General features: G+C 73.2%; 24 protein-coding genes. 14 read left to right on the forward strand and 10 right to left on the reverse strand.

The features are described 5' to 3' along the window. The 6 genes from N1F89_RS16680 to N1F89_RS16705 all read right to left on the reverse strand — a co-directional run. The coding region (locus tag N1F89_RS16680) for a molybdopterin-binding/glycosyltransferase family 2 protein (RefSeq protein ID WP_290085433.1) at positions 1–1546 on the reverse strand (1546 nt) is incomplete at its 3' end. Next, the gene (locus N1F89_RS16685; protein WP_290085434.1) at positions 1543–2250 is read right to left on the reverse strand and encodes an XdhC family protein; all 708 of its coding nucleotides are present in this window, start codon (positions 2248–2250) and stop codon (positions 1543–1545) included. The genes N1F89_RS16685 and N1F89_RS16680, both read right to left, overlap by 4 nt. 6 nt (positions 2251–2256) lie before the next feature. Continuing rightward, positions 2257–2586: an XdhC family protein gene (locus N1F89_RS16690; protein ID WP_290085462.1), complete on the reverse strand. Its 330-nt coding sequence runs from the start codon at positions 2584–2586 to the stop codon at positions 2257–2259. A 37-nt stretch (positions 2587–2623) separates the two neighbouring features. Further along, positions 2624–3883 carry a VWA domain-containing protein gene (locus N1F89_RS16695; RefSeq protein ID WP_290085435.1) on the reverse strand — a complete coding sequence of 420 codons (1260 nt, stop codon included), beginning with the start codon at positions 3881–3883 and terminating at the stop codon, positions 2624–2626. 4 nt (positions 3884–3887) lie between these two features. Beyond that, complete coding sequence (locus N1F89_RS16700; RefSeq protein WP_290085436.1) at positions 3888–4817, reverse strand: MoxR family ATPase; 930 nt, start codon at positions 4815–4817, stop codon at positions 3888–3890. 31 nt (positions 4818–4848) lie between these two features. Next, the gene (locus N1F89_RS16705) at positions 4849–5343 is read right to left on the reverse strand and encodes a flavin reductase (RefSeq protein WP_290085438.1); all 495 of its coding nucleotides are present in this window, start codon (positions 5341–5343) and stop codon (positions 4849–4851) included. 193 nt (positions 5344–5536) lie between these two features. Between N1F89_RS16705 and N1F89_RS16710 the strand changes: the two genes are divergently transcribed. The 5 genes from N1F89_RS16710 (at position 5537) to purB (ending at position 10638) form a co-directional block, all read left to right on the forward strand. Next, positions 5537–6586, forward strand: coding sequence for a branched-chain amino acid ABC transporter substrate-binding protein (locus N1F89_RS16710; protein ID WP_290085439.1), 1050 nt, complete (start codon positions 5537–5539; stop codon positions 6584–6586). A gap of 2 nt (positions 6587–6588) precedes the next feature. Next, the gene (locus N1F89_RS16715; protein ID WP_290085463.1) at positions 6589–7611 is read left to right on the forward strand and encodes a P1 family peptidase; all 1023 of its coding nucleotides are present in this window, start codon (positions 6589–6591) and stop codon (positions 7609–7611) included. Between the two features lie 202 nt (positions 7612–7813). After that, positions 7814–8563 (forward strand): DUF2259 domain-containing protein, encoded by a 750-nt coding sequence (locus N1F89_RS16720; protein ID WP_290085441.1) that lies wholly within the window; start codon positions 7814–7816, stop codon positions 8561–8563. A gap of 220 nt (positions 8564–8783) precedes the next feature. After that, the gene (locus N1F89_RS16725) at positions 8784–9269 is read left to right on the forward strand and encodes a hypothetical protein (RefSeq protein WP_290085442.1); all 486 of its coding nucleotides are present in this window, start codon (positions 8784–8786) and stop codon (positions 9267–9269) included. Between the two features lie 58 nt (positions 9270–9327). After that, the gene (purB, locus tag N1F89_RS16730) at positions 9328–10638 is read left to right on the forward strand and encodes an adenylosuccinate lyase (protein WP_290085443.1); all 1311 of its coding nucleotides are present in this window, start codon (positions 9328–9330) and stop codon (positions 10636–10638) included. Positions 10639–10659: 21 nt separating this feature from the next. Here the strand turns inward: purB and N1F89_RS16735 are convergent, their stop codons facing one another. Beyond that, entirely contained in the window at positions 10660–11469 is an 810-nt protein-coding gene (locus N1F89_RS16735; RefSeq protein WP_290085445.1) for a VOC family protein, read from the reverse strand. Positions 11470–11585: 116 nt separating this feature from the next. After that, positions 11586–12356: an aldolase/citrate lyase family protein gene (locus tag N1F89_RS16740; protein ID WP_290085446.1), complete on the reverse strand. Its 771-nt coding sequence runs from the start codon at positions 12354–12356 to the stop codon at positions 11586–11588. Between the two features lie 176 nt (positions 12357–12532). Between N1F89_RS16740 and N1F89_RS16745 the strand changes: the two genes are divergently transcribed. After that, entirely contained in the window at positions 12533–13300 is a 768-nt protein-coding gene (locus N1F89_RS16745; protein ID WP_290085447.1) for a class I SAM-dependent methyltransferase, read from the forward strand. Between the two features lie 168 nt (positions 13301–13468). On the opposite strand, the gene N1F89_RS16750 is transcribed toward N1F89_RS16745, so the two are convergent. Continuing rightward, positions 13469–13789: a DUF1476 domain-containing protein gene (locus N1F89_RS16750; protein ID WP_290085448.1), complete on the reverse strand. Its 321-nt coding sequence runs from the start codon at positions 13787–13789 to the stop codon at positions 13469–13471. A gap of 268 nt (positions 13790–14057) precedes the next feature. Here N1F89_RS16750 and purC point away from each other — a divergent pair, with 268 nt between their 5' ends. The 5 genes from purC to N1F89_RS16775 all read left to right on the forward strand — a co-directional run bounded on the left by purC (position 14058) and on the right by N1F89_RS16775 (position 17662). Beyond that, positions 14058–14846, forward strand: a complete 789-nt coding sequence (purC, locus tag N1F89_RS16755) for a phosphoribosylaminoimidazolesuccinocarboxamide synthase (protein WP_290085449.1) — start codon at positions 14058–14060, stop codon at positions 14844–14846. A gap of 28 nt (positions 14847–14874) precedes the next feature. Further along, positions 14875–15126, forward strand: a complete 252-nt coding sequence (purS, locus tag N1F89_RS16760; protein ID WP_290085450.1) for a phosphoribosylformylglycinamidine synthase subunit PurS — start codon at positions 14875–14877, stop codon at positions 15124–15126. Next, positions 15123–16484, forward strand: a complete 1362-nt coding sequence (locus N1F89_RS16765; protein ID WP_290085451.1) for an NAD(P)/FAD-dependent oxidoreductase — start codon at positions 15123–15125, stop codon at positions 16482–16484. Before purS ends, N1F89_RS16765 begins: the two co-directional genes overlap by 4 nt. 84 nt (positions 16485–16568) lie before the next feature. Next, the gene (gene purQ / locus N1F89_RS16770) at positions 16569–17237 is read left to right on the forward strand and encodes a phosphoribosylformylglycinamidine synthase subunit PurQ (RefSeq protein ID WP_290085453.1); all 669 of its coding nucleotides are present in this window, start codon (positions 16569–16571) and stop codon (positions 17235–17237) included. After that, positions 17234–17662 carry a hypothetical protein gene (locus N1F89_RS16775; protein ID WP_290085455.1) on the forward strand — a complete coding sequence of 143 codons (429 nt, stop codon included), beginning with the start codon at positions 17234–17236 and terminating at the stop codon, positions 17660–17662. The genes purQ and N1F89_RS16775 overlap by 4 nt, the downstream gene beginning before the upstream one ends. Positions 17663–17685: 23 nt before the next feature. Here N1F89_RS16775 and N1F89_RS16780 read toward each other — a convergent pair whose 3' ends face one another. After that, positions 17686–17835, reverse strand: coding sequence for a DUF1127 domain-containing protein (locus N1F89_RS16780; protein WP_290085456.1), 150 nt, complete (start codon positions 17833–17835; stop codon positions 17686–17688). 209 nt (positions 17836–18044) lie between these two features. Here N1F89_RS16780 and N1F89_RS16785 point away from each other — a divergent pair, with 209 nt between their 5' ends. The 3 genes from N1F89_RS16785 (at position 18045) to N1F89_RS16795 (ending at position 22088) form a co-directional block, all read left to right on the forward strand. Beyond that, complete coding sequence (locus N1F89_RS16785) at positions 18045–19448, forward strand: PLP-dependent aminotransferase family protein (protein ID WP_290085458.1); 1404 nt, start codon at positions 18045–18047, stop codon at positions 19446–19448. A 164-nt stretch (positions 19449–19612) separates the two neighbouring features. Further along, positions 19613–21826, forward strand: coding sequence for a phosphoribosylformylglycinamidine synthase subunit PurL (purL, locus tag N1F89_RS16790; RefSeq protein WP_290085460.1), 2214 nt, complete (start codon positions 19613–19615; stop codon positions 21824–21826). Between the two features lie 28 nt (positions 21827–21854). Beyond that, positions 21855–22088: a BolA family transcriptional regulator gene (locus tag N1F89_RS16795; protein WP_290085461.1), complete on the forward strand. Its 234-nt coding sequence runs from the start codon at positions 21855–21857 to the stop codon at positions 22086–22088. Positions 22089–22205 lie beyond the last annotated feature (117 nt).

Here is a 22205-nt window from a genome sequence, read left to right on the forward strand (position 1 = left end):
CGCCGAGCTCGACGTCGACGGTCTCCAGCGGCGCGGCCTCGACGATGTGGCGCGCGCCGGTGTCGCCCTGCAGCCGCGCGACCTCGGCGAACAGCGCGCGCGGCAGGATGACCGGATTGCCGCGCTTGCCGTCATGCGTGGCGCGCACCACCGCCCTGCCGCCGGACGCGGCGAAGGCGGCGATCAGCCGGTCGAGATCGGCCGCCGTCACCTGCGGCATGTCGGCCAGCACCACCAGCGCCCCGTCGGCCTTAGCCGGCAGCGCGGCGATGCCGGCCCTGAGCGAGCCGGCGAGGCCGTCCGCATAGGCGGGATTGACCACCGTCGTGACGGCAAGGCCGGCGAGCGCGGCAGCGACCGCGTCGGCCTGGTGGCCGAGCACGGCGACGACGCCCGCGCCCTGCGCGGCCAGGCAGCGCCGGGCCGTGCGCCGGACCAGCGGCTCGCCCGCGAAGTCGGCCAGCAGCTTGTTGCCGGCGCCCATCCGGCTGGAGCGGCCGGCGGCGAGCAGCACGGTCCACACGGCCGGGCGGCCGGCGGCCCGCGGCTTCGGCTCGCGCGGCTGCGGCCGGGTCGGGATCTCCATCAGGAGCCCGCCCACCCCCATGCCGGCGATCGCATCCGAGGTGACGTCGAGCCCGGCGCACAGCCGGTCGAGCACCCAGTCGAAGCCGTTCGGCCTGGGGCTGCGGGCGCAGCCCGGCGCACCGAGCACGGCCACCTCGCCGAGCCGGCCGAGCACCAGCAGGTTGCCCGGATCGACCGGCATGCCGACGCGCTCGACCGTGCCGCCGGCGGCCCGGATGGCGGCCGGAATCACGTCGTCGTCGTCGCAGACCGCCGAGGCGCCGAACACCACCACCATGTCGCTGTCGGCGGCCAGGTCGGCGATCGCGGCGGCCACGGCGGCCTCGTCATGCGCCGGGCGCAGCTCGCGGCCGGGCGTCGAGCCCGAGCGGGCGAGCCGGCCGGCGGTGATGCGCGCGGTCTTGTCGAGCACGCTCTGCTTGACGTTGGGCAGCACCGTCTGGGCGATGCCCACCCGGTGCGGTCGGAACGGCCGCAGGTCGAGCACCAGCCGGCCGTGCGCGGCCGCCACCGCCGCCGCGACCCGCGCCTCCGGCACCGCGAAGGGAATGATCTTGACCGTGGCCACCATCTGGCCGGCCTCGACGGCGCGGTGGCTGTCGAGCGTCGCCAGCGTGACGGTCGGATCGATGCGGTTGATGGCGTCGACCAGCGCCCGGTCGACGACGAACAGGCCGGCCTCGCGCGCATGCAGGTTGACGCGGCCGGTCGCCGGCGGCTTCGCCTCGATGCCGGCACCGACCAGCGCGGCGGCCAGCCGCCCGGCCGCCGCGTCCTCGTCGAGGTCGCCCGGCTCGAGCGTCGCGGCGACCACCGTCTCCACCCCGGCGGCGGCGAGCGCGGCCACGTCGTCGGCCGTCAGCCGGTGCGCCTTGCGCAACCGCGTCGCGCCGGCCGTCGTCGCATGGGCGAGGACGGCGCCCTCGGCCTCGGCGACCGCTATGGTGCCGAACCTCACGCCGCCGCGCCCCGGCGCGCCTCGAGCCCGCGCGAGCGCAGCGCCGCGATGATCTCGGCCAGCACCGCGACGGCGATCTCGGCCGGGCTCGCCGCGCCGATGGCAAGCCCGATCGGCGCGTGAATGCGGCCGATCTCGGCTTCGCCGAAGCCCGCCGCCGTCAGCCGCTCGACGCGCCGGGCATGCGTCTTGCGGCTGCCCAGCGCCCCGACATAGAAGCACTGCGCCGACAGCGCGGCGGCCAGTGCGGGATCGTCGATCTTGGGATCGTGGGTGAGCGCGGCGAGCGCGGTGAAGGCGTCGAGCGGCCACGCGGCGAGCGCCTCCTGCGGCCATTCGGCGACCAGGTCGACGCCGGGAAAGCGCTCCGGCGAGGCGAAGGCGGTGCGCGGATCGACGACCCGCAGGTCGAAGCCGGCGATCGCCGCCATCGGCGCCAGCGCCTGGCTGATGTGCACGGCGCCGATCACCACGAGGCGCGGCGGCGGCAGGTGCACGTTGAGAAAGAAGCGCCGGCCGTCGGCCTCGACCGTCGTCGAGCGCCCGGAGCGGAAGGCGGCCGCCACCGCCTCGCCGAGCACGCCGGCAACCGCCTCGTCGTCGCCGACCACGCGGTCGTCGCCGCCGTCCAGATCGGTGATCCGCATGACGGCCCGGCGTTCGCGCCGCGCGGCGTTCAGCGTCTTCAGCGAAAGCGCGTCCATCGCCCGTCAGCCCACACGCTCGACATAGACCCGGATGCGGCCGCCGCAGGACAGCCCGACCCGCCAGGCGGTCTCGTCGGCGACGCCGAACTCCAGCATGCGCGGCTTGCCGTCGTCGAGCACCTCGGCGGCCTCGGCCACCACGGCGCCCTCCACGCAGCCGCCGGACACCGAGCCCTCGAAATTGCCCTCGGCGTCGATCACCAGATGGCTGCCCACCGGGCGCGGCGCCGAGCCCCAGGTCTCGACCACCGTGGCGAGCGCGACCTCACGCCCCGCCTGCAGCCAGGCTTCCGCCGTGGTCAGCGGATCGGCCGGCTCGCCGGCCGGTTGCATGTCGGACATGGCACGTCCTCCTCGTGGCGAAATATGGTCACGCGGAAACGCGCTTGCCAACCCCCCGCAGCGCCGGCGCGGCCTCGCCCGCGCGCCGCTCGTCGGCCAGCGAGGCGCACAGGTCGGCGAGCGCGTCGAGCGTGTGCACGGGGCGGAACTCGTCGACATGCGGCAGCATCGCCTGGACGCCGCGCGCCTTGGCCTCGAAACCGTCGAAGCGCAGCAGCGGGTTGAGCCAGATCAGCCGGCGGCACGACTTGTGCAGCCGCTCCATCTCGTGCGCCAGCCCGGCCACGTGGTCGCGTTCCAGCCCGTCGGTGATCAGGAGCACCACCGCGCCCTGGCCGAGCACGCGGCGCGACCATTGCCGGTTGAAGGCGCCGATCGCCTCGCCGATGCGCGTGCCGCCCGACCAGTCCTGCACCGCGCGCGCGGCCTCGGCGAGCGCCTCGTCGGGATCGCGGTGGCGCATCTGCCGCGTCAGATTGGTGAGCCGGGTGCCGAACACGAAGGTGTGCACGCGACGCCGCTTCTCGGCGATGGCGTGCAGGAAATGCAGGAAGATGCGCGTGTACTGGCTCATCGAGCCGGAAATGTCGGCCAGAACGACGAGCGGCGGCTGGACGCGGCGCGGCGAGCGGAACTTCGGCAGGATGATGTCGCCGCCGGTGCGCAGACCGAAGCGCATCATGGCGCGCGGATCGGTGCGCCGGCCGCGCGCGTCGGCGCGGAAGCGGCGCGTCGGCACGGTCTCGAAGGGCAGTCGCAGCGCGTCGATGGCGCGCCGCGCCTCGGCCAGCTCGTCGGCCGTCATCGCCGCGAAGTCCTTGTCGCGCAGCACCTCGTTGCCCGACACGGTGAGCCGCGCGTCGATCTCCACCTCGGGGATCTCCTGCGGCGTCTGGCGCTTGCGGTGGCCCTCGAACAGCGCGTCGGCGACGCGCTGCTCGGCGGCGCGCGGCTTCTGCTTCTCGCGCGTGTCGGGCGCCACCGGCGAGAACATCGCCAGCATCTTCTCGATCAGCTCGCGCGAGCGCCAGAACAGCCGGAACGCCTCGTCGAAGGTCGCGTGGTCCTCGCGCCGGTTCACCAGCACGGCGTGCAGCGTCCAGTAGAAGTCGTCGCGCGAGCCGATGCCGGCGACGAGCACCGCCTCGATCGCCTGTTTGACCGCGGCCGGGCCGACGCGCATGCCCGCCTTGCGCAGCGTGCGCGCGAAATAGACGATGTTGTCGGCGATCCGCCCGTCGGGATCGGCGCGGCGGGTCTCGCTCGTCTCGCTGCGGGTCCCGGTCATGGCGCTACTCGGCGGCCGACAGCTCGGACTTGACCTCGTCGAGGATGCGCCGGCCCTCGCCCTGCTCGATGCGGGCGATGTCGTCCTGGTACTTGAGCAGCACGCCGATCGTGTCCGACACCGTCTCGGGGTCGAGCGCGACCTTGTCGAGCTCGGTCAGCGCGCCGGCCCAGTCGATCGTCTCGGCCACGCCCGGCGCCTTGAACAGGTCCATCCCGCGCAGCTGCTGGACGAAGCGCACGACCTCTTCCGACAGCCGCCGGTTGGCCTGCGGCACCTTGCGGTAGACGATCTCCAGCTCGCGCTCGGCGTCGGGATAGTCGACCCAGTGATAGAGGCAGCGCCGCTTCAGCGCGTCGTGGATCTCGCGCGTGCGGTTGGTGGTGATGACGACGATCGGCGGCTCGGCGGCGCGGATCGTGCCGAGCTCCGGCACGGTGACCTGATAGTCCGACAGGATCTCCAGCAGGAAGGCCTCGAAGGCCTCGTCGGTGCGGTCGAGTTCGTCGATCAGGAACACCGGCGCCTGGCCGGGCTCGCCGCTCAGCGCCTCGAGCACGGGCCGGCGGATGAGGTACTTTTCGGAAAAGACGTTGCGCTCCATCGCGTCGCGCTCGACCGAGCCGGCCGCCTCCTCCATGCGGATCTCGATCATCTGCGCGGCGTAGTTCCACTCGTAGACGGCCGACGACACGTCGAGGCCCTCGTAGCACTGCAGGCGGATCAGCCGGCGGCCGAGCGCGCTCGCCAGCACCTTGGCGATCTCCGTCTTGCCCACACCGGCCTCGCCCTCCAGGAACAGCGGCCGCCGCATGCGCAGGCTGAGGAAGAGCACCGTGGCCAGCGCCCGGCCGGCGACGTAGTCGGCGTCCGCAAGCAGCGCGAGCGTGTCGTCGATCGTCTGCGGCAGGGCACGCGGGGTCAGATCGGGCATGGGCACTCCGGGGCAGGCAGGGCGCGGCGCGTCACAGAACGCGATAGCCGCGGTCGTGGTAGATCAGCGGGCCGAGGTTAGAGCCGATGGCGAGCCCTGTCACCCGGCCGAAATAGACCCGGTGGGTGGCGAAATCCTTGTGCTCGACGAGCGTGCAGTCGAACACCGCCAGCGCGCCGACAAGGGTCGGTGCGCCCGAGGCGAGCACGCGCCATTCGGCGAGCGCGAAGCGGTCGTCCTGCGACAGGCCGGTCAGGCCGGAAAACGCATTCGACAGCTCCTTGTGCCCGGCGGCCAGCGTGTTGAGGGCGAACACGCCGTTCTTCAGGAAGCGCTCGTTCTCGGGGTTCTCGCGGTTGAGGCAGACCAGCACGGTCGGCGGGTTGTCGGAGACCGAACAGGCGGCGATCGCCGTCACGCCGCGCCGGCCGGCCGCACCGTCGGTGGTCACCACATGCACGGCGCCGGCGAAGCGGGCCATGGCGTCGCGGTAGTGTTGCGGCTCGATGTCGTTCTTCTTCAGCACAATCGGTTCCGGTTCTGCGGGTCCCCCGCAATATAGGCAGGGGCATGCCCGCCACAAGCGCGGGCGGCCGAGCGATAGCGTGTTGCGTCGCCTGCCGCCAGCCTTTACCTGTTGCCGGCAATTGTCCCGGCAAGCTCCCAACACGCCAGAGGTTCCCGCCCTGCCGATCCCGCGCCCCGCCCGCCCCGTCGTCATGGCCGCGCTCGTCGCCCTGACCTGCGACACCGCGGCGGCGCGCGATCTCGGCATCGGCCTGGCCGCGCCGCTGAGCGGCGATGCCGCGCTGCTCGGCCAGCAGGTGCTCGACGGCGCGCGCGCGGCCGTCGCCTCGCGCGCCGACACCGTGCGCCTGGAGATCGCCGATTCGCGCTGCGACGCGGAAGGCGGCGCGGCGGCGGCGCGCCACTTCGTCCAGCGCGCGGTACCGGTCGCCGTCGGCTTCCTGTGCACCGAGGCGATCGAGGCCGCCCTGCCGATTCTCACCGAGGCCGGCATTCCGGTCGTCACGCCGGGCGTGCGCACCAACGCGCTGACCGACGGGCGCGCGCGCACCGGCTGGCAGGTCTTCCGCCTGGCGCCGCGCGCCGACGACGAGGAGAAGGCCGTCGCGCGCATCCTCACCGAGCGCTGGCGCGAGGCGCTGTTCGCCATCGTCGACGACGGCACCATCTACGGCCGCGAGCTCGCCGAGAGCCTGCGCGCGGAGGCCGAGCTGGCCGGGCTGGAGCCGGTCTTCGTCGACACCTACCGACCGCAGCTCGACAACCAGATCGGCCTGGTCGGCCGGCTGCGGCGCGCCGGCGCCACGCATGTCTTCGTCGGCGGCGACCGCAGCGACATCGCGCTGATCGCGCGCGACGCGGCCGAGCTCGACTACGCGCTGACGATCGCCGGCGGCGAGGCCCTGCGCGCGCCCGGCGGCGAGGTGCCGCTGGCCGACGGCGTGCTGATGGTCGGCCTGCCGGACTGGCCGGACATCGCCGCGCCGGACTCGCTGGCCGCCTTCGAGGCGCTCGGCACCGAGCCGGACGGCTACGCCGTGCCCGCCTTCGCCGCCGTCGAGGTGGCGGCCGCGGCCGCCCACGCCGCCGCCGAGGGCGAGCGACCGCCCGCCGAGGTGCTGGCCGCGCGCCGCTTCGAAAGCGCGCTCGGCCCGCTGCGGTTCGGCGCCGACGGCGAGCTGCAGCGCCCGCTCTACGGCCTCTACCGCTACCGGGACGGCCGGTTCGTGGAGGTGGAATGACGATTCCCCGCCCCGGTCCGCTGAACCTGATCACCGACGTTGCGGGCCTGGCCGTCGGCAACATCGACGACGCGAAGCTGAAATCGGGCGTCACCGTGCTGGTCTGCGAGGAGCCGGCGGTGGCCGGCGTGCAGGTGCTGGGCGGCGCGCCGGGCACGCGCGAGACCGACCTGCTGGAGCCGCACAACGCCGTCGAGCGCGTCAACGCGCTGGTGCTGTCGGGTGGCTCGGCCTTCGGTCTCGACGCGGCGTCCGGCGTGCAGGCGGCGCTGCGCGAGGTGGGCGCCGGTTTCGCCGTGCGCGGCCACCGCGTGCCGATCGTGCCGGCGGCGATCCTGTTCGATCTGCCCAATGGCGGCGACAAGGACTGGGGGCTCTACCCGCCCTACCGCGAGCTCGGCTACGCGGCCGCCACGACGGCCGGCCGGGACTTCGCCATCGGCTCGGCCGGCGCCGGCGCCGGCGCTCTGACGGCGGGGCTGAAAGGCGGGCTGGGCTCGGCCTCCACCGTGCTCGACAACGGCGTCACGGTCGGCGCGCTGGTCGCCGTCAACGCCACCGGCTCGGTCACGGTCGGCCGCAGCGCCCATTTCTGGGCCGCACCCTTCGAGGCGGGGGACGAGTTCGGCGGCCTCGGCCTGCCGGCACCGCTGCCGGCCGACGCGGCCGAGGTGATCGTCAAGTTCCGCGAGGCGCTGCGCGCCGGCGCCAACACCACGATCGGCATCGTGGCGACCGACGCGGCCCTCGACAAGGCGGCCGCCAAGCGGCTGGCGATCGCCGCGCATGACGGCTTCGCGCGCGCCATCTGGCCGGCGCACACGCCGGTCGACGGCGATCTGGTGTTTTCCCTGGCGACCGGGCGCAAGGCCGTGCCGCTCGACCTGGAGACGGCGATCGACCTTTATGCCGCGGCCGGCGCGACCATGGCGCGCGCCATCGCGCGCGGCGTCTTCGCCGCCAGCGCGGCCGACGGCGACACCATGCCGGTGTGGCGCGAGCGGCGGGCGGCGGCGGCCGGCTGAGCCCGGCGCCCTCGCCGCCCGGCCGGCGTCCGTGCTATGGTCCGGCCCGGCCGGGCGGATTCGCCTGGCGCCGCACGAACGCGGCGGAATCAACGACATGGACCATGATGTGCGCGCGAAGGCCGCGGCAGGCATTCCGGCATCATGGCGCAAGGCGTGCTACGGCCGACCGGCCCCGCACGCGCCGCGACAGGAGTTCCCGATGACCGCCGCCCGACCGACCGGCCTCGCCGCCCTCTTGCTGTTCCAGCTCCTGCTCCTGCTTGCGGCCGGCGGCGCGCGCGCCGGCGACAGCGCGACGCTCGCGGTGCTCGGCTTCAGCGCCGACGGCGGCGTCTTCGCCTTCGAGGAGTACGGCGTGCAGGACGGCTCGGGCTTTCCCTACGCCAACCGCTACTACATCGACACCGCGCGCGACCGCTTCCTGCCCGGCACGCCGATCCGCGTCGCGCTGCGCGACGAGGGCGCGTCGCTCGAGGCGGCGCGGCGGCAGGCCCGCGACGAGGGCCAGGCGGTGATCGCCGACGCCGAGCTGGCGCGCAACCGCGGCCACCGCGCCGGCTGGAACGCGGTGACCGAGCTGTCGGCCGACCCGCACCGCATGCGCGTCAACCCGCGGCCGGTCGTCCCGCCGATCGACGCGCCGCTCGAGTTCACGCTGGAAGAGCTGCCGATGCCGCAGACCGGGCGCTGCGAGCCGTTCGGCACGACGATGGGCTTCCGGCTCCTGCGCATCGCCACCGAGGCCGGCGCGCGCACCGAAACCGTGCACGAGGACGGCCGCGTGCCGCAAAGCCGCGGCTGCCCGCTCGGCTACCGGCTGGGCGGCGTGCAGACCTTCTTTCCGAGCGGCGGCGCGCCGGTCTATGCGGTGCTCATCACCATCCGCCAGGTCGGCTTCGAGGGGCCCGACCACCGCTGGATGGCGGTGACCGGCACGCTGCCGCGCTAGACCGTGATGCCCGGACGCGCGAACCGGTGCCGCGACACGACGGCCTTGCCGCGCGACGCGGCCGCACGGGTGCGGCGCCAGGCGGCAATGCCTGGCTGCGCCGTGCTCTATAGCGTTTCCAGGCGAAGTGGAAACCGGTTCGCCGTTCGGAAACGCGTGAAAACAATGAGTTAGAGCCGATGTGCGATTCCGTGAAACGCAGATCGGCTCTAAGGGCGTGATGCGGCGCCTGCTTCGCGCCCTGCCCGGCCCGCGCCTGGCCGCGGGCGGCAGCCTGGCCTGGGCGGCGGCGATGGCGGCGAGCGCGCTGTGGCACGTCTGGCAGACGGGCTGGCGCGACGACGGCGCGGTCGCGGCCGTGGCGCTGCTGGCGGCGGCCGGCGGCCTGCTCGCCTTCGTGCCGGCGCATGCGGCGACGGGCCTGCTGTCGGCCGGCCGCGGCCACGGCGCGCGCGTCGCCGCGGCCGTCCTGAGCTTCGCCGTGCTGACGGCCGGCCTCACCGCCGCGCTGTTCGCGCTGCACTACCGGCTCTACTACGCCGCCTGGCATGCCGAGGCGTTCACGGTCGAGTGGGCCTTCCAGTTCGCCTTCACGACGGCCAATGCGGGCTACCAGTTCGCCGTGCTCGGCCTGCGCCTCTACCTGCCGATCGGGCTCGCCGCGCTGCTGGCGGTTTCTTTCCTTTACGCACGGCTGCCGCGTTGAGCCGGCCGGCCCGCTCTGCTACGAGCCACGGGTTCCGTCTGTCTGCAGGACCCACGACATGATTCCGCGCTATTCGCGGCCGGAAATGGCCGCCCTCTGGTCGCCCGAGACCAAGTTCCGCATCTGGTTCGAGATCGAGGCGCACGCGGCCGACGCGATGGCCGAGCTCGGCGTCATCCCGGCCGAGGCGGCGCGCGTCATCTGGGACAAGGGCGGGCCGGCGACCTTCGACGTGGCGCGCATCGACGCCATCGAGCGCGAGACCAGGCACGACGTCATCGCCTTCCTCACGCATCTGGCCGAGATCGTCGGGCCTGAGGCGCGCTTCGTGCACCAGGGCATGACGTCGTCCGACGTGCTCGACACCTGCTTCAACGTGCAGCTCGTGCGCGCGGCGGACCTGCTGATCGCCGATCTCGACGCACTGCTCGCCGCGCTCAAGCGGCGCGCCTTCGAGCACCGCGACACCGTCACCATCGGCCGCAGCCACGGCATCCACGCCGAGCCGACCACCTTCGGCCTCAAGCTGGCGCAGGCCTATGCCGAGTTCGACCGCTGCCGCGGCCGGCTCGCGCTGGCGCGCACCGAGGTGGCGACCTGCGCGCTGTCCGGCGCGGTCGGCACCTTCGCCAACATCGATCCGCGCGTCGAGGCGCATGTCGCCGACAGGCTCGGCCTGACGCCCGAGCCGATCTCGACCCAGGTGGTGCCGCGCGACCGGCATGCGATGTTCTTCGCCACGCTGGGCGTCGTCGCCTCGAGCGTCGAGCGGCTGGCGACCGAGATCCGCCACCTGCAGCGCACCGAGGTGCTGGAGGCTGAGGAGTATTTCGCGCCGGGCCAGAAGGGCTCGTCGGCGATGCCGCACAAGCGCAACCCGGTGCTGACGGAGAACCTGACCGGGCTTGCCCGCATGGTGCGCGCCTACGCGCTGCCGGCGATGGAGAACGTCGCGCTGTGGCACGAGCGCGACATCTCGCACTCCTCGGTCGAGCGCATGATCGGGCCCGACGCCACGGTGACGCTCGACTTCGCGCTGGTGCGGCTGGCCGGCGTCGTCGACAAGCTGCTCGTCTACCCCGAGGCGATGCGGCGCAACCTCGAGCTGCACCGCGGGCTGGTCCATTCGCAGCGCGTGCTGCTGGCGCTGACCCAGGCCGGCGTGTCGCGCGAGGACGCCTACCGGCTGGTGCAGCGCAACGCGATGAAGGTGTGGCAGGAAGGCAAGGACTTCCTGGCCGAGCTGCTCGCCGACCAGGAGGTGCGCGCGGCGCTGTCGGAGGCCGAGATCCGCGACAAGTTCGACCTCGGCTACCACACGCGCCACGTTGGCACGATCTTCGCGCGCGTGTTCGGCGAGAGCGGCTGAGCCGCCCCGCCGGCATCTCGTTCAGGCGGCGGCCGGCACGACCCGCACCTCGGTGCCCCACGGATCCTCGAGCGTGGCGCCGGCCTGGCGGCCGCGCGCGGCGAGCTCGACCCAGGCGAGGCCCGCCCGGCCCGCCTCGCGGCGGCCCGCGCCGGCCGAGCGCCAGGCGTTGGCGCCGACATGGTGGTGGTAGCCGCCGGTCGCCAGGAACACCGCCTTCTCGCCATAGCGCGCCATGGTCTCGAAACCGAGCGCATCGGCCCACCAGCGTGCGGCGCGCGCCGGATCGCCGACGCGCAGATGCACGTGGCCGACGATGGTGCCGTCGGGCGCGCCGTTCCAGTCCGGCGCGTCGGCCGCCTCGCGCATCAGCGCCTCGAGATCGAGCGGCAGCGTCGCCATGGCGATCGCCCCGTCGCGGCGCGGCCAGGCGTCGGGCGCGCGGTCGGCGTAGATCTCGACGCCGTTGCCCTCCGGGTCGTCGAGATAGAGCGCCTCGCTCACCAGATGGTCGGAGGCGCCGTCGAGGCCGATGCCGCGCGCGGCGGCGTGGCGCAGCCAGCGGCCGAGATCGCGCCGCGCGGGCAGCAGGAAGGCGGTGTGGAACAGGCCGGCCGCCTGCGGGTCGTCGGGCCGGGCCTCGGGCGCCGGCTCGATGTCGAGCAGGCCGGTGCCGCCGACGCCGAGGTGGATGACGCCGCCGGTGCGGCCGAGCTCGGCGAGGCCGACGGTCTCGCGGTACCAGGCGGCCAGCGCCTCGGCGTCGCGCGCCCTGAGGCCGACGCGGGCGACACGGACGGGCGCGGTGGCAGCGGTTGCGGTGGCGGTCATGATCGGCTCCGGCGACGATTGCGGTTCATGCACCGCTAGATCGGGCCTGCGGCGCGCCGGCGCAAGCGCGCGGCCGTTGCACAGGCTGTCAACGCGGCGCCGACGCCGGGAGGCGCTCAGCCGATCGAGGCGCGCGCGGCGGCGAGCAGCGGCCCGGCGCCTTCGGCCATGTAGCGCGCCTCCGAGCCGAGCGCGACCAGCCGGAAGCCCATGCCGACATAGCGGCCGACCAGGCCGGGATCGATGACATAGATGGCGGCATGCTTGCCGGCCGCGCGCGCCCGGCCGGCGATGTCGGCGATCGCCGGCATCATGGCCTCGAGCCCGGGATCGACCGTCGCGCCGCCGCTCCAGGCGATGGAGAAGTCCGACGGCCCGACCAGCACGCCGTCGATGCCGGGCACGGCGAGGATGCCGTCGAGCGCGTCGAGCGCGGCGCGCGTCTCGATCATCGCGAAGGCGAGCGTGTCGGCGTTGGCCGCGGCGAGCCAGGCGCGCGAATCGCCGCCGCCGGCGCGCGGCAGGGCGAAGTTCGGCCCCCAGGACCGCTCGCCGACCGGCGGATACTTCATCGCCGCGGCGAAGCGCCGGGCGTCCTCGACCGCGTTGATCATCGGCGCGATGACCGCCTCGGCGCCGAAGTCGAGCGCGCGACTGGCCATGTCGAAGCGGCCGACGGGAATGCGCACCAGCCGGTGCCGGCCCTTGGCGGCGACCGGCAGCAGGCCGCGCACGACGCTGTCCTCGTGATGGCCGCCATGCTGCATGTCGAGGGTGACCGCGTCGAAGCCGAGGCCCGCGACGGCCTCGAGCGTCAGCGCGTCGGGAATGGCGGACCAGGCGGAAAACAGCGTTTCGCCGGCTTGAAGACGGGCGGCAAGCGACATGGCGGGCATCATCCTTCGAATCGGGGCCGCCGCGGCGGCCAAAGCGGGCTCGGACCGGGCCGGCGCGCCGGAGCGCAGCGGCGGCGGCCCGCCGACGATTGACGCCGAAGCGCGCTTGCCGTCAAGAGACGGGCGGGCGGCCGCGCGGAGCGGCGCGACGCGGGGGAGAAGGCGCCATGGCGGACGAACCGATCAAGAAGGCCTCGGGCCAGCCGACCAATGACCTGGTGCTGGCGCTCGTCGCCGAGGCGCTCGCCGACGGGCCGAAGCGCATCCTCGACCTGGGCTGCGGCGCCGGCTACACGCTGGAGCTGATCGCCGCGCTCTACCGGGCGCGTGGCTGGGACCCGGCGGCCTATCTGAGCGGCGTCGACATCGACCTGTCGGGCTACCGCGCCTCGGTGCCGAGCGCGCCGATGGACCTCAACGAGCCGCTGCCGCAGGGCTGGGGGCCGTTCGACATCGTGCTGTCGATCGAGGTGCTGGAGCACTCGCGCCGCCCCTACATGCTGCTTGCCGATATCAGGCGGATCCTGGCGCCCGGCGGCCGCTTCATCTTCAGCGTGCCGAATCCCGGCAACATGAGCAGCCGCTGGAAATACTTCCTCTACGGCCACCACCACATGTTCTACGGGCCGAGCGACCGGCCGCAGGACGCCGGCCGGCTGTGCGGCCACATCAACCCGCTCGCCGTGCACTACTGGGACTACGGATTGCGCTATGCCGGCTTCGCGGAGGTCGACTACCGCATCGACCGGCGCAAGAAGAGCGCGGCCGCGCTGGCGGTGCTGTTCTGGCCGCTGATCGCGCTCGGCACGGCGCTGATGCATCGCCACCAGCGGCGCTACTCGGCGGAGGTCTACGCGCAGAACCGGCGCGTGCTCGCCCGGGTCAACCACTTCGACACGCTGGCCGGCCGCACGCTGATCTTCCTGTGCCGCTAGAGCCGTTCTGCGTTTCACGGAATCGCAGACCGGCTCTAACTCATTGTTTTCCCGCGTTTCCGCACGGCGAACCGGTTTCCACTTCGCCTGGAAACGCTATAGACCTGTGCGGTCAGGGACGACCGCAGCCGGGCGGCGACGCGCCTGCCGGGCCGGGTGTGAGCGCGGCTACTCGGCCTTGACCTGCTCGATCGCCTTTTCCAGCAGCTCCAACATGGTGCGGCGGATCTGGTGGTCGGACTGCTCGACGCCGGCGGCGTCGAAATCGGCGCGGATCTTGCGGAACACGTCCTCGTCGCCGGCCTCCTCGAAGTCGGCCTTGATGACCTCGCGGGCGTAGTCGGCCGCCTCCTCCTCGGACTTGCCGAGCTTCTCGGCCGCCCACAGGCCGAGCAGCCGGTTGCGGCGCGACATCGCCTTGAACTTCAGCTCCTCGTCATGGACGAACTTGCGCTCGAACGCGTCCTCGCGATCCTTCATGTTGGTCATCGCCTACCTCCGATCCGGGGCATCCTGCCGCTGCGGCGCCCATCCTTCCCTTGCGCACAAACCAGAACCCCGCGAGAGGGTCAATATGGGCGCCGCGCGACCGGTTGGCGCGCCGGGCGGCGCGGCGGCGGCGGGCAAATGGCGATTGAGCCCGGCCGGGCTTTGCGCTACAGACCGGTGGGAAAACCCGACACCGGCCGCAGTCTTCCCGCCCGGCGCGCGCGAGGTCACGGGCGGCCGGCCGCCCTTTCCGACCACAGGAACCGTCATGAACCGACGCCGCCGAATCTACGAAGGCAAGGCCAAGATCCTCTACGAAGGACCGGAGCCCGGCACGCTGATCCAGTTCTTCAAGGACGACGCGACCGCCTTCAACCGCAAGAAGCACGAGGTGATCGACGGCAAGGGCGTGCTCAATAACCGCATCTCCGAGCACATCTTCACGCACCTCAACCGAATCGGCATCCCGACGCACTTCATCCGCCGGCTCAACATGCGCGAGCAGCTCATCAAGGAGGTGGAGATCATCCCCCTCGAGGTGGTGGTGCGCAACATCGCCGCCGGCTCGCTGGCCAAGCGGCTGGGCATCGAGGAAGGCACCGTGCTGCCGCGCTCGATCATCGAGTTCTACTACAAGGCCGACGCGCTCGACGATCCGATGGTCTCGGAGGAGCACGTCACTGCCTTCGGCTGGGCGAGCCCGCAGGAGATCGACGACATCATGGCGCTGGCCATCCGCGTCAACGACTTCCTGTCCGGCCTCTTCCTCGGTGTCGGCATCCAGCTCGTCGACTTCAAGATGGAGTGCGGCCGGCTGTGGGAAGGCGAGATGATGCGCATCGTCGTGGCCGACGAGATCTCGCCCGATTCGTGCCGCCTGTGGGACATCTCCACGCACGACAAGTTCGACAAGGATCGCTTCCGGCAGGACCTCGGCGGGCTGGTCGAGGCCTATCAGGAGGTCGCCCGCCGGCTCGGCATCATGAACGAGAACGAGCCGCCGCGCCCCAGCGGGCCGGTTCTCGTCTCCTCCAAGGACAACAAGACCCGCCACTGAGCGGCCAGACGAGAAGGACGGTGCGCCCGTGATCGAGGCCCGCGTGACCGTGACCCTGAAGACCGGCGTGCTCGACCCGCAAGGCAAGGCCATCGAGGGCGCGCTCGCCGCGCTCGGCTTTGCCGACGTCGGCGCCGTGCGCCAGGGCAAGGTGTTCGACATCGTGCTCGAGGACGGCGACCCGCAGGCCGCGCGCGCCCGGCTCGAGGCGATGTGCGAGAAGCTGCTCGCCAACACGGTGATCGAGGACTACGCGATCACGCTGCCGCCGGCGCGGTGAGCCCGGGCGGGCTGCGCCGCCGCGACCTGGTGAAGGGCGCGGCCCTGACGCCGCTCGCCCTGGCCGCCCCGCCGATCGCGACGGCCGCCGCGCAGGCCGCGGACGCGATCGTCGTCGGTGCCGGGATGGCCGGCCTGGCGGCTGCGAATCACCTCCGCCAGGCCGGGCGCTCGGTGATCGTGCTGGAGGCGCGCCGGCGCATCGGCGGGCGCATCCTGACCGACCGCAGCCTCGGCTTTCCCGTCGAGATCGGCGCCAACTGGATCCACGGCACGCGCGACAACCCGCTGACCGCCCTCGCCGCAGCGGCCGGCATGCGGCCGGTCGCCTTCGACCACGACGCGCTCGCCGTGCTGCATGCGGACGGCCGGCCGGCCGGCCCGGCGGCGGCCCATGCGCAGGCGCAGGACGACCTGGATGCGGCGCTCGCCCGCCTGGACGGCACCTGCCGGCGCCACCGCGACCTGGCGGCCGGGCTTGCGGCCGCGCTGCCGGACGGCCCGCCCGGCGCGACCGGCCGGGCGGTGCGCCAGGTGCTGATCGATCGCGAACTTGTCAGCGACTACGGCGCCGACGTGCCGGCGCTGTCGGCCTGCGTCGATCGCTTCGGCGCAGCCTTCGGCGGTCCGGACGCGCTGGTCACCGACGGCTACGACCGCCTGCCGGCGCACCTGGCGCAGGGGCTCGACCTGCGGCTCGGCCAGCCGGTGCTGGCGCTGCGCAGCGAGGCCCGGCGGGTGACCGTCGAGACGGGCGGGATGCGACACACCGCGCGCGCGGCGATCTGCACCGTGCCGCTCGGCGTGCTCAAGCGCAGCGCGGTGCGCTTCGAGCCGGCGCTGCCGCCGGCCGTTGCGGGCGCCATCGCGCGGATCGGCTTCGGCGCGCTCGCCAAGGCCGTCGTCACCTTCGACCGGGACGTCGCCATGCCGCAGCCGAACGTCGCCTTTACGCCCGGCGGCGGCCGCCTGTTCCGCAACCTGGTCGACCTGTCGCCCTTCGCCGGGCGCCCGGCAGTGCTCGCCTATTGCGGCGGCGGCGATGCCGTGCGGGCGGCGGAGAGGGACGACGGCGCGATCGCCGGCGAGATCGCGGCGAGCGTGCGGCTGGCCGCGCGACGCAGCGGGCTCGTCGCAACCGCGGCGCGGGTCAGCCGCTGGCTCGACGACCCGTTGTGCGCCGGCGCCTACGCGTTTCCCGCGCCGGCCACCCGCAGCGGCGACTTCGCCGCGCTCGGGCAGCCCATCGGCGGGCGCCTGTGGCTCGCCGGCGAGGCGGCCTCGGCGCATTTCGGCACCGTGCACGGCGCCTATCTTTCCGGCCGCAGCGCCGCGATGGCCGTCGACGCCGTATTGTAGAATGGCCGCGCCGGCGCTATGGCGTGAACACCGTCCTGTCGCGGCACTCGCCTGAGCGCCGCCCGCGCCCGAGCCCGAACCACCATGAAGACTGCCGTCGTCCTGCTTCCCGGCCTCAACCGCGACCGCGACATGATCGCGGCGCTGACCAAGATCGCCGGCACGCCGCCGCTGACCGTGTGGCAGACCGAGACGGAGATCCCGGACGTCGACCTGATCGTCATCCCCGGCGGCTTCTCCTATGGCGACTATCTGCGCTGCGGGGCGATCGCCGCGCGCATGCCGGTGATGCGCGCCGTCGCCGCGCATGCCGCGCGCGGCACGCTGGTGATGGGCGTGTGCAACGGCTTCCAGATCCTGCTCGAGGCGGGGCTGTTGCCCGGTGCGCTGATGCGCAACGCCTCGCTGAAATTCGTCTGCCGCAAGGTGCGGCTGGCGGTGACCAACGCCAACACCGCCTTCACCCGCGGCTACCGGCCGGGCCAGGTGATCGACTGCCCGGTGGCGCATCACGACGGCAACTATTTCGCCGATGCCGAGACGCTGGCGCGCCTCGAGGGGCAAGGCCAGGTGGTGTTCCGCTACGCCGAGGGCACCAACCCGAACGGTTCGCTCAACGACATCGCCGGCATCGTCAGCGACCGCGGCAACGTGCTCGGCCTGATGCCGCACCCGGAGAACCTGATCGAGCCGGCGCATGGCGGCAGCGACGGGCGGGCGCTGTTCGAGGGCGTGCTGGGACGCGCCGCATGACGGCGCGGCCGGGCCGCCGCTCGCTGCCGGCGGCCGCCGCTGCGGCCACCGCCACCGCCCTGCTCCTGTCCGCCTGCCAGAGCGAGCCGATGGGCGGCCCGCTGGTGCTCGAGGTGGGCGCCAGCGCGCCGGTCGCCGCGCTGCAGCAGATCAACGAGGCGGGCGCGCGCTGCTGGATGCGCTCCGGCGACCGCGCCTTCGCCGACTACCGGCTGGTGCCCGAGCTCGACACGCGCGTCGGCACGCCGCGGCTTCTCATCGTCGAGCGGGCCCGCAGCGAAGGCCTGCCGCAGCTCGTCATCGAGGCGGCCGGCGATCCCGTGCGCATCGTCACCTACGGGCCGCTGACGGCGCAGCGGCTCGGCGGGCGCATCAACGGCGACATCATGCGCTGGTCGGCCGGCTCGCGCGCCTGCCGCGGCTGAGCCCGGCGGCAGGCCGCGCCGCCTCAATCCCAGAACGGCCGTGCGCTCTCGCGCCGCGCCTGGGCGCGGCTGATGCCGATGTCGCGCAGCGCCTCGTCGGTGAGCGCGGCGAGCGCGCGGCGGCTGCGCCGGCGCTCGGCCATGCGCGCGAGCGCGGCGAACAGGTCGCGCAACCGGCACCGCAGCCGCGCGGCAAGCGACGCCCGACGCCGCGGCGCGGCAAGGCCGCAGCGCATTGCATCGATTGTCTCTGTCGTTCTCGCCATGACTCCGCGCCTTCTCGTCCCGCAAACGCCCGCATACGGGCGTATGGCGGCATTGATTGTCACGGTTTTCTGTATGACTTGACTCCCGACTTGGCGCAATCTACGAAATTGTCACCATGACAAGTTGGACGCCAGACCTCGCCCGCGGCGGCGGGCCCATCTACCGCCGGCTCGCCGAGGAGATCGAGCGCGCCATCGCGGCCGGCCAGCTCTCGGCCGGCCACAAGCTGCCGCCGCAGCGCGATCTCGCCTACGATCTCGGCATCACCATCGGCACGGTGGGGCGCGCCTACGCGCTGGCGCGCGAGCGCGGCCTGGTCAGCGGCGAGGTCGGCCGCGGCACCTATGTGCGGGCGCGCGAGGAGGCGGCGCCGGCGGCGACGCTGAGCTTCGGCGGCACGCGCAGCATGGTGGTGTCGCCCGGCCGGCTGCGCATGGATTCGACCGCCGCGCCGGATGTCGGCCAGGGCCCGGTGATCGAGGCGCTGAGCCGCCGCGTCGTCGCCGACAACCCGGTCGGCGTGGCGAGCTACACGCGCACCCTGCCCGACCACTGGCAGGAGGCCGGCAGCCGCTGGCTCGCCGCGGCCGGCTGGCGCCCGGCGCCGGAGAGCGTGGTGCCGACGCTCGGCGGCCACGCCGCGGTGATGGCGGCGATCGGCGCGGTGACGGCGCCGGGCGAGCGCATCGCGCTCGAGGCGCTGACCTATGCGCCGGTGGCGCGCGGCGCCCATCTCATCGGCCGGCGCGTCGTCACGGTGGCGCTCGGCCCCGGCGGCATGGACGCGGCGGATTTCGAGCGGCTGTGCCGGCAGCAGCACCCCAAGCTCGCCTTCATCGTCGCCTCGCTGCACAACCCGACGCTGGCGGTGATGGACGAGGCGGAGCGGCGCGCCATCGCCGAGACCGCGCGGCGCCACGACGTGTGGATCGTCGAGGACAACGTCTACGGCACGCTGCTGTCCGACCCGCCGGTGCCGATCGCGGCGCTGGCGCCGGAGCGCACCTTCCATGTCGGCAGCCTGTCGAAGGCGGTGGCCGCGGGGGTGCGCGGCGGCTGGGTGTCGTGCCCGCCGCATCTGGCGCCGCGCGTGCTGACCGCGCACAAGATGCTGTCGGGCGGCCTGCCCTTCCTGCTCGCCGAGCTCGCCGCCGCGCTGGTCCTGTCCGGCGAGGCGGCGGCGATCCGCAGCCGCGTGGTGGCGGAGATCGGCGCCCGCGTGGCGCTGGCGCGCAGCCACCTGGCCGGCCTCGACTTCACCGCCCGCGACGCGGCGCCGTTCGTCTGGCTGCGCCTGCCGGAGCCCTGGCTGTCGGGCACCTTCCGCACCGCGGCCGCGGCGGAGGGCGTGCTGATCGACGACGAGGACGAGTTCAAGCCGGCGCGCACGGAGACCGTGCACCACCGCGCGCGCATCGCCCTGACCGTGCCGCACGCGCGCGCCGAGCTCGCCGAGGGGCTGGCGACGATCCGCCGGCTGACCGACAACGCCGTGGCCGGCTACGACAGCTACAGCTAGGCCGGTCCCGGTCCGGCCCGGGCAGGCGTCGCCGCGCCGCGCAGCCGCCCGGCCCGGCGCGGATGCGGCAAAATCAACTGGACAGACCGCGCCAGCGGCCGAATGCCGCTTCACAGCTTTCGCCATCATGGTCTAAGGGAGCGCAACGCCGGAGCCGCCCGCCGATGTCGATACCGAACACGCTCACCGTCACCGCCGAACTCGTCGCCGCGCACGGACTGACCGAGGAGGAGTACCAGCGCATCCTGGCGCTGATCGGCCGCGCGCCGAGCTTCACCGAACTCGGCATCTTCTCGGCCATGTGGAACGAGCACTGCTCCTACAAGAGCTCGAAGAAGTGGCTGCGCACGCTGCCGACCAGCGGGCCGCGGGTGATCCAGGGGCCGGGCGAGAACGCCGGCGTCGTCGACATCGGCGACGGCCAGTGCGTCGTCTTCAAGATGGAGAGCCACAACCACCCCTCCTACATCGAGCCCTACCAGGGGGCGGCGACCGGTGTCGGCGGCATCCTGCGCGACGTCTTCACCATGGGCGCGCGGCCGGTGGCGGCGATGAACGCGCTGCGCTTCGGCGCGCCCGACCACCCCAAGACGCGCCACCTGGTGGCCGGCGTCGTCGCCGGCATCGGCGGCTACGGCAATTCGTTCGGCGTGCCGACCGTCGGCGGCGAGGTGAACTTCGACAGCCGCTACGACGGCAACATCCTGGTCAACGCGTTTGCCGCCGGCATCGCCGAGACGGACAAGATCTTCTACTCCAGGGCCGAGGGCGTCGGCCTTCCGGTCGTCTATCTCGGCGCCAAGACCGGGCGCGACGGCGTCGGCGGCGCCACCATGGCCTCGGCCGAGTTCGACGACAGCATCGAGGAGAAGCGGCCGACCGTGCAGGTCGGCGATCCGTTCACCGAGAAGTGCCTGCTGGAGGCCTGCCTGGAGCTGATGGCCTCCGGCGCCGTCATCGCCATCCAGGACATGGGCGCGGCGGGGCTGACCTGCTCGGCCGTCGAGATGGGCGCCAAGGGCGACCTCGGCATCGCCCTCGACCTCGACCAGGTGCCGGTGCGCGAGACGGCGATGAGCGCCTACGAGATGATGCTGTCGGAAAGCCAGGAGCGCATGCTCATGGTGCTGAGGCCCGACCGGCGGGCGGCGGCCGAGGCGATCTTCCGCAAGTGGGGTCTCGACTTCGCCGTCGTCGGCACCACCACCGACGACCTGCGCTTCCGCGTCGTGCATGGCGGCGAGGTGATGGCCGACCTGCCGATCAAGGAGCTGGGCGACGAGGCGCCGGAATACGACCGGCCGTGGGTGGCGCCCGAGCCGCCGACCCCGCTCGACGCGGCCGCGCTCGGCGACACCGACGTCGCCGCCGACCTGCTGGCGCTGGTCGGCTCGCCCGACCAGTGCAGCCGGCGCTGGGTGTGGGAGCAGTACGACACGCTGATCCAGGGCAACTCGCTGCAGCTTCCGGGCGGCGACGCCGGCGTGGTGCGCGTCGACGGCGACCCGAAAAAGGCGCTCGCCTTCGCCTGCGACGTCACCCCGCGCTACTGCGAGGCCGACCCCTTCGAGGGCGGCAAGCAGGCGGTCGCGGAGTGCTGGCGCAACCTGACGGCGGTCGGCGCGGAGCCGCTGGCGGCGACCGACAACCTGAACTTCGGCAATCCCGAGCGGCCCGAGATCATGGGCCAGTTCGTCGGCGCGGTGCGCGGCATCGGCGAGGCCTGCCGGGCGCTCGGCTTTCCCATCGTGTCGGGCAACGTGTCGCTCTACAACGAGACCAACGGCCGGGCGATCCCGCCGACGCCGACGATCGCCGGCGTCGGGCTGTTGCCCGACTGGCAGCGCATGGCGCGCATCGGCTTTGCCGGCGACGGCGAGACGATCGTGCTGGTCGGCGCGCCGCCCGAGTGGGGCCGTCATCTCGGCCAGTCGGCCTGGCTCCGCACCGTGCGCGACACCGTCGCCGGCGCGCCGCCGCCGGTCGACCTGGCGCACGAGAAGGCGGTCGGCGACCAGGTGCGCGGGCTGATCCGCGACGGGCTTGCCGGCGCGGTGCACGACTGCTCGGACGGCGGGCTGGCGCTGGCGCTGGCCGAGATGGCGATGGCGTCGGGCATCGGCGCCACCGTGGCCGCGCCGCCGGGCGGCGCGGCGACCGCCGCCTTCTTCGGCGAGGACCAGGGGCGCTACGTCGTCGCCCTGGCGCCCGAAGCGGCCGAGCGGGCCGTCACGGCGCTGCACGCGGCCGGCGTCGCGGCCGTGGCGATCGGCACCACCGGCGGGCGCGAATTGAAACTCGGCGAGGCGCGTGCCATATCGGTGGACGAGCTCAAAGAGGCCCACGAGGGCTGGTTCCCCCGCTTCATGGAAGCGTGAGGGGCAGGCGAAGGACGAGGCACAGACCATGGCGATGGACGCGCGCGAGATCGAGCGGATGATCAAGGAGTCGATCCCCGACGCCCGGGTGACGATCCGCGATCTCGCCGGCGACGGCGACCACTACGCCGCAGAGGTCGTGGCCGAGAGCTTCCGCGGCAAGACCCGCGTGCAGCAGCACCAGATGGTCTACGACGCGCTCAAGGGCAACATGGGCGGCCAGCTGCACGCACTGGCGCTGCAGACGGGCGTGCCCGACTAGCGAGCGGCCTCCCTAGAGCCCCTCTGCGTTTCACGGAATCGCAGATCGGCTCTAACTCATTGTTTTCACGCGTTTCCGAACGGCGAACCGGTTTCCACTTCGCCTGGAAACGCTATA

The organism is Aquibium sp. A9E412 (assembly GCF_030398335.1).
Classification (GTDB): domain Bacteria; phylum Pseudomonadota; class Alphaproteobacteria; order Rhizobiales; family Rhizobiaceae; genus A9E412.